This is a genomic window from Pseudomonas sp. (assembly GCF_036404235.1).
In the GTDB taxonomy this organism is placed as follows: domain Bacteria; phylum Pseudomonadota; class Gammaproteobacteria; order Pseudomonadales; family Pseudomonadaceae; genus Aquipseudomonas.
The window spans coordinates 17,467-31,290 of the sequence record NZ_DASWOT010000167.1 but is presented as its reverse complement, the minus strand read 5'-3'; the positions used below and the strand labels follow the sequence as shown (position 1 = coordinate 31,290).

Here is a 13,824-nt window from a genome sequence, read left to right as displayed (position 1 = left end):
CAATCCCTGTAGAGCCTGCTGAAGGCTGCGAGACGGCATGGCAATCGACATGCTCGCAGCGTCTGACGCATTGCATCGCAGCCTTCGGCGGCTCCTGGGGGGATCGCATTCCGTTCGCAGAAGCGCGTGCTGTCCAAAATAAAAAACGCCGCCGGTCCTCGCGGGCCGGCGGCGTTGTTTTTATTTCACACGGTCGTTAAACGGTGTGCAGATACCAGTTGTACTCAAGGTCGGAGATGGAGTGCTCGAATTCCTCCAGCTCACTTTCCTTGCAGGCCACAAAGATATCGATGTATTTCGGATCGATGTACTTGGCCATGACTTCGCTGTCGTCCAACTCGCGCAATGCATCGCGCAGGTTGTTGGGCAGGCTTTGTTCGTTTTGCTCGTAGGAGTTGCCTTCAACGGGCGGACCTGGCTCGATCTGGTTAGTCAGGCCGTGGTGAATACCGGCCAATACCGACGCCATCAGCAGGTAGGGGTTGGCGTCTGCGCCAGCGACCCGGTGTTCGATGCGCACAGAGTCGGGCGTGCCGGTCGGAACGCGCACGGCGACCGTACGGTTGTCCAGACCCCAGCACGGCGAGTTGGGCACATAGAACTGAGCACCGAACCGGCGATAGGAGTTGACGTTCGGGCACATGAACGCCATCTGTGCCGGTAGGGTCTCGAGCACACCGCCGATCGCATGACGTAATGCGGCGTTCTGCTCGGGATCCTCGCTGGTGAAGATGTTTTTACCATCGCGATCAAGGATCGAAATGTGTACGTGCAAACCATTGCCCGCCTGGCCAGGGTACGGCTTGGCCATGAAGGTGGTGTCCATTTCATGGTCGTAGGCGATGTTTTTGATCAGACGCTTGAGCAGTACCGCGTAGTCGCAGGCCTTTAGCGCGTCTGCGGTGTGGTGCAGGTTCACTTCGAACTGCGCCGGAGCACTTTCCTTGACGATGGCGTCGGCAGGGATGCCTTGCTCTTTCGCACCTTCCAGAATGTCCTGGAGGCAATCGACGTATTCGTCGAGGTCGTCGATCAGGTAGACCTGTGTCGAGTGCGGGCGTTTGCCGGAAATCGGCGAGCGCGGGGGTTGTGGGCGACCGTTCACGTTCTCCTGATCGATCAGGTAGAACTCGAGTTCGAAAGCGGCGCAGATGGTCAGACCCATTTCGTCGAACTTGCTCACCACTTGGCGCAGTACTTCACGCGGGTCGGCGAAGAAGGGGGTGCCTTCCAGTTCGTGCATGGTCATCAAAAGTTGTGCGGTAGGACGCTTCTGCCAGGGCTCATTGCAGAGAGTGTCGGGGATTGGATAACAGATTCGGTCAGAATCACCGATGTCCAGACCCAGACCGGTGCTTTCCACCGTTGAGCCGTTGATATCCAGAGCGAAAAGAGAAGCTGGGAGGTTGATGCCTTTTTCGTAAACCTTATGGAGGCTGGTGCGTTCGATGCGCTTGCCGCGCACCACTCCATTCATATCTGCAATCAGAAGGTCAACGTATAGAACCTCAGGATGTTCCTTAAGGAACGCGTTCGCTTCGTTGAGCTGAACGGCACGCGGGGGTACCGACATGATGCAACACCTTTGTTGTTGAAAATATCAATCATCGAGCATTACGGGTTTCAGTCAATCTGAAAGCCCTCATGAAGTCAAGAGAGCCCTGATTTGCCCTAAAAAGGCGCCTTATGGGCTTTTTTGCCGCACTTTGGGGCAAATTTTATACCTTGAACGTCGTTGGAGCTACGGGCTCGAGCGGGCTGTGTTGTATTTTTTACGGGGGTGTTGTGAAAAAAAATGAACAAGGCTAAGCTCGATTTCAACCCATAACAGCAATAATACCGGGGGTCACATGCCTCGCCTGCCACTGATCGGCGTCACCGCATGCACTAAGCAGATCGGTTCGCATGCCTATCACATCAGTGGCGACAAGTACGTCCGCGCAGTCGCTGTCGCTGCCAAGGGCCTGCCGCTGATTCTGCCATCGCTGGCCGAGTTGATAGACCCGGCCCAGATACTCTCAAGTGTCGATGGGCTGCTGTTTACGGGCTCTCCCTCCAATGTCGAACCCTATCACTATGGCGGCCCAGCCAGTGCGGCGGGTACCGATCATGACCCCTTGCGCGACCGAACCACCTTACCCCTTATTCGTGCTGCCGTGGCTGCGGGTGTGCCGGTGCTGGGTATTTGTCGCGGGTTTCAGGAGATGAATGTGGCGTTTGGCGGCAGCCTGCATCAGAAGGTTCACGAAACCGGAACCTATATGGATCATCGTGAACCGCAGAATGAACCGGTCGAGGTTCAATACGCACCGAGCCACCTCATGCATGTTCAGCCGGGCGGTATCCTCGACGGCCTGGGGCTTGCGAGTGAAATACAGGTCAACTCGATTCATGGGCAAGGCATCGAGCGTCTGGCGCCCGGTCTGCGCGTGGAGGCGGTGGCGCCCGATGGCCTGATCGAGGCGATCTCGGTGCCGTCGGGCGCAGCTTTTGCTTTAGGCGTTCAGTGGCACCCGGAGTGGCAGGTCACGCGAAATCCAGACTATCTTTCAATCTTCCAGGCATTTGGCGATGCCTGTCGAAAACGGGCACTGCAACGTGACGCCCAAGCGTCAAAAAACGCCTGATTACCATGATGGTGATCAGTCACTGAAACCTGAGGTATTTATGAGTACCAACCTCGACCAGCTCACCGATTGGTTGAAAGAACACAGGATTACCGAAGTCGAATGCATGATCTCCGACCTCACCGGTATCACCAGGGGCAAGATTTCACCGACCAACAAGTTCATCGCCGAAAAAGGCATGCGTTTGCCTGAAAGTGTTTTGCTGCAAACCGTGACCGGCGATTACGTCGAAGACGACATTTATTACGAGTTGCTGGACCCTGCGGACATCGACATGTTCTGCCGCCCTGATCAGAACGCGGTGTTTCTGGTGCCCTGGGCCATAGAGCCTACTGCGCAGGTGATCCACGACACCTACGACAAGCAAGGCAACCCCATCGAGCTGTCGCCGCGCAACGTCCTCAAAAAAGTGTTGAAACTCTATACCGATCAAGGCTGGCAGCCGATTGTGGCGCCGGAAATGGAGTTTTACCTGACCAAGCGCAGTGACGACCCCGACTATCCTTTGCAGCCGCCGATTGGTCGTTCTGGGCGTCCCGAGACGGGTCGCCAATCGTTCTCCATCGAAGCCGCCAATGAATTCGACCCGTTGTTCGAAGACGTCTACGACTGGTGCGAGCTGCAAAATCTTGATCTGGACACATTGATTCACGAAGACGGTACGGCGCAGATGGAAATCAACTTCCGTCACGGCGATGCATTGCACCTGGCGGATCAGATACTGGTGTTCAAACGCACCATGCGCGAAGCCGCGCTCAAGCACGATGTCGCCGCAACCTTCATGGCCAAGCCCATGACCGGCGAGCCAGGCAGCGCCATGCACCTGCACCAGAGCATTATCGACATCGAGACCGGCAAGAACATCTTCTCCAATGAAGACGGGACCATGAGCCAGTTGTTCCTGCACCATATTGGCGGACTGCAGAAACTCATCCCCGAGCTGTTGCCGCTGTTTGCGCCTAACGTCAACTCGTTCCGCCGCTTCTTGCCGGATACCTCGGCGCCCGTGAACGTGGAGTGGGGCGAGGAAAACCGCACCGTGGGCCTGCGCGTTCCTGATGCAGGGCCACACAACCGCCGCGTTGAAAACCGCTTGCCAGGTGCCGACGCCAACCCCTATCTGGCGATTGCCGCGAGTCTGCTGTGCGGCTTCATTGGGATGATCGAGGGTATGAACCCGAGCGCGCCGGTGGTGGGGCGTGGTTACGAACGCCGCAATTTGCGCTTGCCGTTGACCATCGAAGACGCGCTGGAACGTATGGAAAACAGCAAGACCGTCGAGAAGTACCTCGGTGAGAAATTCATTAAAGGCTACGTCGCGGTCAAGCGCGCCGAGCATGAAAACTTCAAGCGTGTGATCAGCTCGTGGGAGCGGGAATTCCTGCTCTTCGCTGTCTAAGGCGCCTTGGCGCCGGCCGGTTTCTGGCAGTCAGAGGATCGGCGACGGCTGACACGCGATACCTGGAATATGGAGTGCTACATGAGTTCGAAAAACCCGAAAACCCGCGAATGGCAAGCGCTCAGCAATGAGCACCACCTGGCGCCCTTCAGCGACTTCAAGCAACTTAAAGAGAAAGGCCCACGCATCATCACTCATGCCAAGGGCGTTTATCTGTGGGACAGCGAAGGCAACAAGATCCTCGACGGCATGGCTGGTCTCTGGTGTGTCGCCATTGGTTACGGTCGCGATGAGCTGGCCGATGCCGCCAGTCGACAAATGCGCGAGTTGCCTTACTACAACCTGTTCTTCCAGACCGCTCACCCGCCTGCGCTGCAATTGGCCAAAGCCATCTCCGAGATCGCGCCAAAGGGCATGAACCACGTGTTCTTCACAGGTTCAGGCTCAGAAGGCAACGACACCGTGCTGCGCATGGTTCGCCATTATTGGGCAATCAAAGGTAAGCCGAACAAGAAGGTCATCATCAGCCGCATCAATGGTTATCACGGTTCGACCGTTGCTGGCGCTAGCCTGGGCGGCATGACCTACATGCACGAACAAGGTGATTTGCCGATTCCGGGTATTGTCCACATCCCGCAGCCGTACTGGTTCGGTGAAGGCGGCGACATGACCCCCGATGAGTTCGGCACCTGGGCCGCCGAGCAACTGGAAAAGAAGATTCTCGAACTGGGCGTCGACAATGTTGGCGCGTTCATAGCCGAGCCGATTCAGGGCGCGGGCGGCGTGGTCATTGCGCCGGATACCTATTGGCCGAAGATCAAAGAGATCCTCTCCAGGTACGACATCCTGTTTGTCGCCGATGAGGTGATCTGTGGCTTTGGGCGCACGGGTGAGTGGTTCGGTAGCGATTTTTACGACCTCAAACCGGACCTGATGACCATTGCCAAGGGCCTGACCTCGGGCTACATCCCTATGGGCGGCGTGATTGTGCGCGATGAATTCGTCGACGTGCTGAACGAAGGCGGCGACTTCAACCATGGTTTTACCTACTCCGGCCACCCGGTCTCGGCGGCTGTTGCGTTGGAAAACATCCGCATCTTGCGCGACGAAAAGATCGTGGAACGTGTGAAATCGGAAACGGCACCATATTTGCAAAAGCGTTTGCGTGAGCTGAATGACCATCCGCTGGTGGGAGAAGTGCGCGGTGTCGGGCTGTTGGGCGCCATCGAACTGGTGCAGGACAAAGCCACTCGCAAGCGTTATGAGGGTAAAGGCGTCGGCATGATCTGCCGCAGCTTCTGCTTCGATAATGGGCTGATCATGCGCGCGGTCGGCGACACCATGATCATTTCTCCGCCACTGGTTATCAGTTTTGCTGAAATTGACGAGTTGATCGAGAAGGCCCGTAAGTGCCTGGATCTGACGTTGGAAGCGTTGCAAGGCTGACGCAACCTGTTGGAGCGAGGTTTGCACGCGAAGGCTGTTCAGCCGCAGAGATTTTCGCTGACTCGGCCGGCCTCTTCGCGGGCAAGCCTCGCTCCAACACGGACGGGTAAGTTTTCGGCAGATGAAACTTTTGAAAGTAATGCAGCAAGGCAGACCAGCCAGCTTGTAAGTCCGCCCAGGAAATTGCCAGACTAACGGCTGTTTTAGTCGCCGCTACCCCACGGTTAGTGATCATTTATTGGAGCTGTACGCATGAAGATATTTGGCAAGACCCTCCTCGCGCTATCCCTGATGGGCGCAGTGGCCGCAGCTGCTCAGGCCGACGACAAAGTTCTCCACGTTTACAACTGGTCCGATTACATCGCCCCTAACACCATCGCTGATTTTGAAAAAGAATCGGGCATCAAAGTCGTCTACGACGTCTTTGACAGTAACGAAACCCTTGAGGCCAAATTGCTGGCGGGCAAGTCGGGTTACGACATCGTTGTTCCGTCGAACAACTTCCTGGCCAAGCAAATCAAGGCTGGTGTTTATCAGGAGCTGGACAAGTCCAAGCTGCCTAACTACAAGAACCTGGACCCTGCGTTGCTCAAGGCAGTATCGATCAGTGACCCGGACAACAAGCACGCCTTCCCGTACATGTGGGGCTCAATTGGTATCGGCTTCAACGCCGACAAGGTCAAGGCCGCGCTGGGTGCCGATGCGCCAGTCGATTCCTGGGACTTGCTGTTCAAACCTGAAAACGCAGCCAAGCTGAAAAAATGCGGTATCAGCTTCCTCGATTCGCCAACCGAAATGTTGCCAGTCGCGCTGCATTATCTGGGGCTGCCGACCGATTCACAGAAGAAAGAAGACATCGCTAAGGCTGAAGACCTGTTCAAACAGATTCGCCCTTCGGTCACCTACTTTCACTCCTCCAAGTACATCTCGGACCTCGCCAACGGCAACATTTGCGTAGCGGTGGGTTACTCGGGTGACGTGTATCAGGCCAAGGCGCGTGCTGAGGAAGCCGGCGGCAAGGTCAAAGTCAGCTACAACATTCCCAAAGAAGGCGCTGGCAGCTTCTATGACATGGTCGCGATTCCTAAAGACGCCGAAAACGTCGAAGGCGCGTACAAGTTCATGAACTTCATCCTGCAGCCTAAAGTGATGGCCGAAATCACTAACGCTGTTCACTTCCCGAACGGTAACAAGGCGGCCACCGAGTTCGTCGACAAAGACATCACTGCCGACCCTGGCGTTTATCCACCGGCAAACGTGCTGGCCAAGCTGTACGCGATCGCCGACCTGCCTGCGGCAACGCAGCGGATCATGACCCGCAGCTGGACCAACATTAAATCGGGTAAATAAGCCGAGTGCGTCGTCGCTGACAACGCATATCCTGTAGGAGCGGACTTGTTCGCGAGACGGTGTAGCTGGACACACCGTATCGATTTCTCGCCAACAAGTTGGCTCCTACAGGTTCCAGGTCATCCCTTGGATACACACGTCACAAAAAGTTTTTTTGCGAGCAGGGTTTATCGAAGGTAAGTTGCGCGCCGGATTTGTCATTGGCAGTTATCACTGGCAACGACACAGGCGAAAGGCCCACCTACTAAAAAGGACGGCAAACGTGTCTATTTCTTTATTTTCAAAAAGCGTGCTGCTGGGCGCGGGTCTGACGCTCGCCGTCAATGCCTTTGCAGAGTCCACTGTCCGCATTTATAACTGGTCCGATTACATCGGCACCGACACGCTGGCGGATTTTGAATCCACCACCGGAATCAAGACCAAATACGACGTCTTCGACTCCAACGAAACCCTGGAAGGCAAGCTGCTCGCCGGTCACACCGGTTATGACGTGGTCGTGCCGTCCAACCACTTCCTTGGCAAGCAGATCAAGGCCGGTGCGTTCCAGAAACTCGACAAGTCACAACTCCCCAATTACTCCAACCTCGATCCCGAACTGCTCAAGCGTCTGGAAAAAAACGATCCTGGCAATCAATATGCCGTGCCTTATCTGTGGGGCACCAACGGCATTGGCTACAACGTCGATAAGGTCAAAGCCGCGTTAGGCGTCGACACCATCGACTCGTGGGCCGTGCTGTTCGAGCCCGAGAACATTAAAAAGCTGCAGAAGTGCGGCGTCGCGTTCCTCGACTCGGCTGACGAGATGATGCCCGCGGTCCTGAACTACATGGGGCGTAACCCCAACAGCACTGACGAAAAAGACTACAAGGACGCCGAAGCCAAGCTGCTCAAAGTGCGTCCGTACGTGACGTACTTCAACTCCTCCAAATACATCTCGGACCTGGCCAACGGCGAAATCTGCGTCGCCGCCGGGTTCTCCGGTGACGTGTTCCAGGCCAAGTCCCGTGCCGAGGAAGCTGGCAAAGGAGTGAACATCGCCTATGCAATTCCCAAAGAAGGCGGCAACCTTTGGTTCGACATGCTGGCGATCCCGGCTGACGCCCCGGACGTCAAAGCTGCTCATGCATTCATCAACTACATCCTCAAGCCTGACGTCATCGCCAAGGTCAGCGATCAGGTCGGTTACGCCAATCCGAATCCGGCCTCGGGCGAATTGATGGATCAGGAAATCCGTACCGACGAGTCGGTTTATCCGTCTAAAGAGGTCCAGGATCGGTTGTTTGTGAACTCCGAGTTGCCACCGAAGATTCAGCGTCTGATGACTCGCAGCTGGACCAAGATCAAGTCCGGCAAATAAAAGACCTCGCGCCCGGCCATACAGGCCGGGCTGCAAAAACAGTTGGGAGTTTCACCCATGGCAGTTGCCTCCGGCGCCTACAAAAAAGCCCTCGAAGGTGGTCAGCAACCTAAATCGGTGCTGGTCAAAATCGACCGGGTCACGAAAAAGTTCGACGAGACGGTTGCTGTGGACGACGTATCTCTGCAGATCAACAAAGGCGAGATATTTGCCTTGCTTGGCGGTTCTGGTTCAGGGAAGTCCACGCTGCTGCGCATGCTCGCAGGTTTCGAGCGGCCGACCGAAGGGCGGATCTACCTCGATGGCGTCGACATCACCGACATGCCGCCGTACGAGCGTCCGATCAACATGATGTTCCAGTCCTACGCGCTGTTTCCGCACATGACCGTGGCGCAAAACATTGCCTTCGGCTTGCAGCAAGACAAGCTGCCCAAGGCTGAAGTCGAGACCCGCGTGAACGAAATGCTCAAGCTGGTGCAGATGACCCAGTACGCCAAGCGCAAGCCGCATCAGCTGTCCGGCGGTCAGCGACAACGGGTCGCACTGGCGCGCTCGTTGGCCAAGAAGCCCAAGCTGCTGTTGCTTGACGAACCCATGGGCGCGCTGGACAAGAAGCTGCGTTCACAGATGCAACTGGAGTTGGTGGAAATCATCGAGCGGGTCGGCGTGACCTGCGTAATGGTGACCCACGACCAGGAAGAAGCCATGACCATGGCGCAGCGCATCGCGATCATGCACCTGGGCTGGATCGCTCAGATCGGCAGCCCGGTGGACATCTATGAAACCCCGACCAGTCGTTTGGTCTGCGAGTTTATCGGCAACGTCAACTTGTTCGAGGGCGAAGTAATTGAGGACATGGAAGCCCACGCGCTGATTCGCAGCCCGGAGCTGGAGCGCGAAATCTATGTCGGCCACGGCATCAGCACCTCAGTGGAAGACAAACACATCACCTACGCCATTCGCCCGGAAAAACTGCTGATCACCACCGAGCAACCGACCTCGCAATACAACTGGTCACGCGGCAAGGTGCATGACATCGCCTACCTCGGCGGGCATTCGGTGTTCTACGTGCAACTGGCGTGCGGCAAGCTGGTGCAGTCGTTCGTGGCCAATGCCGAACGCCGTGGCACGCGCCCGACCTGGGACGACGAAGTGTTCGTCTGGTGGGAAGACGACAGCGGCGTGGTACTGCGCTCATGAAGCTACGAAAAATCAAACGTACGCTCGACCGAATAACCCCCAATGGCCGGCAGATGGTCATCGGTGTTCCATTCCTTTGGCTGTTCCTGTTCTTTGCGCTGCCGTTTCTGATCGTCATCAAGATCAGTTTCGCCGAAGCCGACGTCGCGATTCCTCCGTACACCGAGATATTCGCCTACGCCGAGCAGAAGCTCGACATCGTCCTCAACTTCGCCAACTACGCGTTGTTGACCGGCGACGACCTGTATATCTCGGCGTACCTGGGTTCGTTGAAGATGGCGTTCTTCAGTACGCTGCTGTGCCTGTTGATCGGTTATCCGATGGCCTACGGCATCTCCATTGCCCGCAAAGAAATGCAAACGGTGTTGCTGCTGCTGATCATGATGCCGACCTGGACCGCGATCCTGATCCGCGTTTACGCGTGGATGGGCATCCTCAGCAACAACGGCCTGCTCAATGCCTTCCTGATGTGGCTGGGGTTGATTGACCAGCCGTTACAGATCCTCAATACCAACCTGGCGGTTTATATCGGTGTCGTTTATTCGTACCTGCCATTCATGATCCTGCCGCTCTACGCCAACCTGGTGAAGCACGATCAAAGTCTGCTGGAAGCCGCGTCAGACCTTGGTTCGAGCACGTTCAACAGCTTCTGGAAAATCACCGTGCCGCTGTCCAAGAACGGCATCATCGCTGGCTGCATGCTGGTGTTCATCCCGGTGGTGGGCGAGTTCGTGATTCCTGAACTGCTGGGCGGTCCCGAGACGCTGATGATCGGTAAGGTCTTGTGGCAAGAATTCTTCAACAACCGCGACTGGCCGGTGGCCTCTTCGCTGGCGGTGGTGATGCTGTTGATCCTCATCGTGCCGATCATTCTGTTTAACCGTAGCCAGGCCAAAGAACTGGAGGGCAAAGCATGAGAGGCTTCCGATTCTCGAACCTGATGTTGGTGCTGGGCCTGATTTTCATCTACGCGCCCATGGTCATTCTGGTGATCTATTCGTTCAACGCCTCCAAGTTGGTGACGGTCTGGGGCGGCTGGTCGGTGAAGTGGTATGTCGGCCTGCTCGACAACACCCAATTGATGAACTCGGTGATGCGCTCTCTGGAAATCGCCTGCTACACAGCGATTGCCGCCGTTGCGTTGGGCACCATGGCGGCGTTCGTGCTGACGCGAATTACCCGCTTCAAGGGCCGTACATTTTTCGGCGGCCTGGTCACCGCGCCGTTGGTCATGCCTGAGGTGATCACCGGTCTGTCGCTGTTGCTGCTGTTCGTGGCGATGGCGCAGTTGATTGGCTGGCCGCAGGAGCGGGGTATCGTCACCATCTGGATCGCCCACACCACGTTCTGTGCGGCGTATGTGGCGGTGGTGGTGTCTGCGCGCTTGCGTGAGTTGGACATGTCCATCGAGGAAGCCGCAATGGACCTCGGCGCTCGGCCGTGGAAGGTGTTCTTTTTGATCACCATCCCGATGATCGCGCCGTCGCTGGCGGCAGGCGCGATGATGTCTTTCGCGCTGTCACTGGACGACCTGGTGCTGGCGAGTTTCGTGTCCGGGCCGGGTTCGACGACCTTGCCGATGGAAGTGTTCTCGGCTGTGCGTCTGGGCGTGAAGCCTGAGATCAACGCAGTGGCGAGCCTGATTTTGCTGGCGGTTTCGATGGCCACCTTTCTGGTCTGGTTCTTCAGCCGCCGCGCTGAAAACAACCGCAGGAAGGCCATTCAACTGGCAATCGAAGAAGCCGCCGCCAACACTTACCAACAACCTGATTCACGTCGGGCGGCTGCACCCGTTTGAGGGGCGATAACTAACCTGTTGGGTGAACAGGCCGCTCTCGTAGGAGCGAATTTATTGGCGATGCAACAGTTCAGGCGATGGAGTTATGTCGACTGTACCGGCCTCTCGCGAATGAATTCGCTCCTGCGGGGTGTTCGCGTCGCTCAGTCTCTGGGCACCAGCCTCAACGTCGATTTCGTATTCCCGGCCACATCCCCTTCACTGAATCGCTCCGGCACGTACTCGCCGTTGATGTACGCCTGCGCCTGATCGCAATAGTGCTCATCGAACAACACGCCACTCTGCCCGACCGGATTAATGCCCAACGCATGAGCGGGGTCGGCGAAGTCGATCAGGCGGCGTGTCGACGGCCCATAGGTCACCGGCCATGGCGCGGTGGTGATACGCGCTGACAGGTTGTTCGGCACTTCATGGGTGCCTGGCGCCGCGAACGGGCCGACATTGAACAGGCTGTCCAGTGGCGGCTGCCGACCCAGCGGATGTTCATGCGTCAACGTATGGGCCTTGCCCCACAACCATTCATCCGGGTTCAGGCCATACATGGATTTCAAATGCGAAACCGTAGCGTGCCAGGCGACTTTGACCGTGTTGCCACGATTCTCTTTGGCTGGCGAGTTGGCGTTGTTCCACCACGGCGAATGCTCGTCCGCCGCCAGGCGCGGCAATGCGCTGTCGATCACCCGAGTCGACAGTAGGGTTTCAAACAGGCCATCGCCGAGCTGATCATGAAAGGTCTTCTCGGTCAGCTCATACAAGAACTGATTGAACAGCGTGGCGCCCACCGAATCCACCGAGTATTCGCCGTTCCACTGTGCCAGTCGTTCTAGCACGTCATGTTCCTCAGGGTCGCTGATGACACTGCGCAGCACCGGAATCAGCGGCTTGAGGATCTTTTGCGCGTAATCGGTCCGGGTGCCCAATTGCAGCTGTTTACTGTTTTCCAGGTCCCATTTCACTGATGTGTCGCTTAACTGTTTGTTTAACTGCTGACCGCGCTCGGCGAGGTTGTAGTACCCCGCAATCTCCATCCCGGTCGGCGACACCGGCTGGAAGTTAGCCGAAACGATGTAACCGCGCGCCGGGTTCTCTTCCTGTGGGTTGGCGCTGAAAGGGTAAAAACCGTCTTTGTCCGCCTGCGCGGTGCTGCCATCGAGAATGAAAGCCGGATTCACGCCCAACGGCCGTTTGGGCAATTGCGCCGCCGCCCACCAACCGATGTCGCCCTTGGCATTGGCCCAGACCACGTTCAGGCCCGGTGACTGAATCTTCTCGGCAGCGCTGCGCATCTTGTCCAGGGTGTTGGCGCGGTTGGCTTCATAAAAGCCCTGCAAGATCGGATTTTCCGATTCCAGGAACGACCACCACATGGCGATAGGCGCAGTACCGGCGTTGCTGCCCAATGCATCGTTGATGATTGGGCCGTGCGGCGATTGGCGCAGAGTGAGTGTCACCGAAGTGCCGCCCTTGACGCTGATGTGCTCGTCCCGCGAGGTCATGTCGGCCCAGGCGCCGTGATACCAGACTTGATTGGGGTTGTCTGGGTTGATCTTCTCGGCGATCAGGTCCAGATCGTCGTTCTGGAACATGGTCAGGCTCCAGCCGAAGTCCATGTTGTGGCCGAGCAAGGCAAACGGGTTGAGCGCTTGAAAGTGCCCGTACAGCTCGAAACCAGGGGCCGACAGCTGCGCTTCATACCAGACTGACGGCACCGAAAAGCGAATGTGCGGATCGCCTGCCAGCAACGGTTTTCCGCTTTTGGTACGACTGCCAGACACCGCCCAGGCGTTGCTACCTTCGAACTGCGGCAGCCCGGCTTTTGCTAGTGCCTGTTCACTGAGTAGTGCCAGCTCGTTGAGGCCTTTCCAGTCTGCATTGCCCAACGCGGGAGCCTGGGCCAGTGCGCCCTGGGGCTGCCAATCGAGGTCAAACACGCGCAAATAATCCGGGCCGAGCTGATCACGGACATAGGTCAACAATGGCTCGGTGCGAAACGCGGCGGCGAAGCTGTAGGCCAGATAACCGCCGATGCTCAAGGTGTCTTCTGCGGTGAACGGACGTTCATTGATGCCCAGCACATCGAACTCAATGGGCTTGGAGTGGCTGTTCTGGTACTGATTCACACCGTCCAGATAGGCTTGCAGCGCTTTCCATTGCGGCGTGGTTTTGTCTTGTTTGGCAACATACGCATCGGCGTGCTCACGAATACGCAGGCTGCGGAACAATCGGTCGGTATCCACCAGCTTCGGCCCCAGCACTTCGGCCAGCTCGCCGCGCGCCAGACGGCGAAGCATTTCCATCTGGAACAGCCGATCTTGTGCATGCACGTAACCCAACGCGCGATACAGATCCGCCTCGTTCCCGGCTTTGATATGCGGCACGCCGCGTTCGTCGTAACGCACGCTGACCGGGGCCTGCAAATGTACCAACGCCATTTCGCCATCGCGAACCGGTTGCTTGCTATGGATATACCAGGTGCTGCCGCCAGCAACGAAAACGATCAGGACGGCAAGGACGATAAGACTGCGTTTCATCCAGGAGCTCAAGTTGATTGAGAAAGATTTGCAGGCTACAGATTTGCGCTGCTGCTGGGTAGGTGATCGCTGATTGTCCAGCGAGCACGGCTTTTGTCGATACTCTGCTGACCGTA

The 13,824-nt window shown here is 56.9% G+C and carries 10 protein-coding genes; 8 read left to right on the top strand and 2 right to left on the bottom strand.

Annotated features, from left to right (window positions below; all coding sequences use genetic code 11):
- Positions 1-196 precede the first annotated feature (196 nt).
- Entirely contained in the window at positions 197-1,573 is a 1,377-nt protein-coding gene (locus VGC62_RS21030; protein WP_331189005.1) for a glutamine synthetase family protein, read from the bottom strand.
- A 277-nt stretch (positions 1,574-1,850) separates the two neighbouring features.
- On the opposite strand from VGC62_RS21030, the gene VGC62_RS21025 reads away from it, so the two are divergent.
- The 8 genes from VGC62_RS21025 (at position 1,851) to VGC62_RS20990 (ending at position 11,177) form a co-directional block, all read left to right on the top strand.
- The gene (locus tag VGC62_RS21025) at positions 1,851-2,627 is read left to right on the top strand and encodes a gamma-glutamyl-gamma-aminobutyrate hydrolase family protein (protein WP_331189004.1); all 777 of its coding nucleotides are present in this window, start codon (positions 1,851-1,853) and stop codon (positions 2,625-2,627) included.
- A gap of 40 nt (positions 2,628-2,667) precedes the next feature.
- Positions 2,668-4,026 carry a glutamine synthetase family protein gene (locus VGC62_RS21020; protein ID WP_331189003.1) on the top strand — a complete coding sequence of 453 codons (1,359 nt, stop codon included), beginning with the start codon at positions 2,668-2,670 and terminating at the stop codon, positions 4,024-4,026.
- A gap of 81 nt (positions 4,027-4,107) precedes the next feature.
- A complete protein-coding gene (locus VGC62_RS21015; protein WP_331189002.1) occupies positions 4,108-5,472 on the top strand; it encodes an aspartate aminotransferase family protein in 1,365 nt (454 codons plus the stop codon).
- Between the two features lie 252 nt (positions 5,473-5,724).
- A complete protein-coding gene (locus VGC62_RS21010; RefSeq protein WP_331189001.1) occupies positions 5,725-6,822 on the top strand; it encodes a polyamine ABC transporter substrate-binding protein in 1,098 nt (365 codons plus the stop codon).
- A gap of 262 nt (positions 6,823-7,084) precedes the next feature.
- Positions 7,085-8,179: a polyamine ABC transporter substrate-binding protein gene (locus tag VGC62_RS21005; RefSeq protein ID WP_331189000.1), complete on the top strand. Its 1,095-nt coding sequence runs from the start codon at positions 7,085-7,087 to the stop codon at positions 8,177-8,179.
- Positions 8,180-8,236: 57 nt separating this feature from the next.
- Entirely contained in the window at positions 8,237-9,379 is a 1,143-nt protein-coding gene (gene potA / locus VGC62_RS21000; protein WP_331188999.1) for a polyamine ABC transporter ATP-binding protein, read from the top strand.
- Positions 9,376-10,296, top strand: a complete 921-nt coding sequence (locus tag VGC62_RS20995) for an ABC transporter permease subunit (protein WP_331188998.1) — start codon at positions 9,376-9,378, stop codon at positions 10,294-10,296. The genes potA and VGC62_RS20995 overlap by 4 nt, the downstream gene beginning before the upstream one ends.
- Positions 10,293-11,177, top strand: a complete 885-nt coding sequence (locus VGC62_RS20990; protein WP_331188997.1) for an ABC transporter permease subunit — start codon at positions 10,293-10,295, stop codon at positions 11,175-11,177. Before VGC62_RS20995 ends, VGC62_RS20990 begins: the two co-directional genes overlap by 4 nt.
- A 143-nt stretch (positions 11,178-11,320) precedes the next feature.
- Here VGC62_RS20990 and VGC62_RS20985 read toward each other — a convergent pair whose 3' ends face one another.
- A complete protein-coding gene (locus tag VGC62_RS20985; RefSeq protein ID WP_331188996.1) occupies positions 11,321-13,708 on the bottom strand; it encodes a penicillin acylase family protein in 2,388 nt (795 codons plus the stop codon).
- Positions 13,709-13,824 lie beyond the last annotated feature (116 nt).

What these genes read in the sequence shown, in the direction of transcription:
- VGC62_RS21030 (WP_331189005.1), bottom strand. Translation starts at nt 1,573, where the DNA reads ATGTCGGTACCCCCGCGTGCCGTTCAGCTCAACGAAGCGAACGCGTTC.
- VGC62_RS21025 (WP_331189004.1), top strand. Translation starts at nt 1,851, where the DNA reads ATGCCTCGCCTGCCACTGATCGGCGTCACCGCATGCACTAAGCAGATC.
- VGC62_RS21020 (WP_331189003.1), top strand. Translation starts at nt 2,668, where the DNA reads ATGAGTACCAACCTCGACCAGCTCACCGATTGGTTGAAAGAACACAGG.
- VGC62_RS21015 (WP_331189002.1), top strand. Translation starts at nt 4,108, where the DNA reads ATGAGTTCGAAAAACCCGAAAACCCGCGAATGGCAAGCGCTCAGCAAT.
- VGC62_RS21010 (WP_331189001.1), top strand. Translation starts at nt 5,725, where the DNA reads ATGAAGATATTTGGCAAGACCCTCCTCGCGCTATCCCTGATGGGCGCA.
- potA (WP_331188999.1), top strand. Translation starts at nt 8,237, where the DNA reads ATGGCAGTTGCCTCCGGCGCCTACAAAAAAGCCCTCGAAGGTGGTCAG.
- VGC62_RS20995 (WP_331188998.1), top strand. Translation starts at nt 9,376, where the DNA reads ATGAAGCTACGAAAAATCAAACGTACGCTCGACCGAATAACCCCCAAT.
- VGC62_RS20990 (WP_331188997.1), top strand. Translation starts at nt 10,293, where the DNA reads ATGAGAGGCTTCCGATTCTCGAACCTGATGTTGGTGCTGGGCCTGATT.
- VGC62_RS20985 (WP_331188996.1), bottom strand. Translation starts at nt 13,708, where the DNA reads ATGAAACGCAGTCTTATCGTCCTTGCCGTCCTGATCGTTTTCGTTGCT.